Origin of the sequence: Tetzosporium hominis (assembly GCF_002265435.1) — a bacterium.
Classification (GTDB): domain Bacteria; phylum Bacillota; class Bacilli; order Bacillales_A; family Planococcaceae; genus Chryseomicrobium; species Chryseomicrobium hominis.
This window is the reverse complement of the sequence record NZ_NOKQ01000337.1, coordinates 1-264: the sequence shown is the minus strand read 5'-3', so window position 1 is coordinate 264 and position 264 is coordinate 1. Positions and strand designations below refer to the sequence as shown.

Below are 264 nucleotides of genomic sequence, written 5' to 3'. Positions count from 1 at the left end.
CCCGTGCGCTCTATGAAGCCAAGCGCATCAACTTTGTCGAAGGCGCGTGCTGGACGGAAACGGCTGTCGGAACAAATGCGATTGGCACGGCGCTCCACATCAGTGAGCCGGTTGCAATACAAGGATCAGAACATTATTCCATCGCTTCCCATCGCTGGAACTGTTCAGCCGCTCCGATTCACCATGAGGATGGCAGTCTTGCAGGTGTGATTGACATATCGTGCCCGGCGGCAGGCGCGCATCCTTATATGCTCGGTATTGCCA

General features: G+C 55.7%; 1 protein-coding gene. It reads left to right on the top strand.

The features are described 5' to 3' along the window. A partial coding sequence (locus tag CF394_RS14165) for a GAF domain-containing protein (RefSeq protein WP_133079857.1) occupies positions 1–264 on the top strand: 264 nt, incomplete at both ends.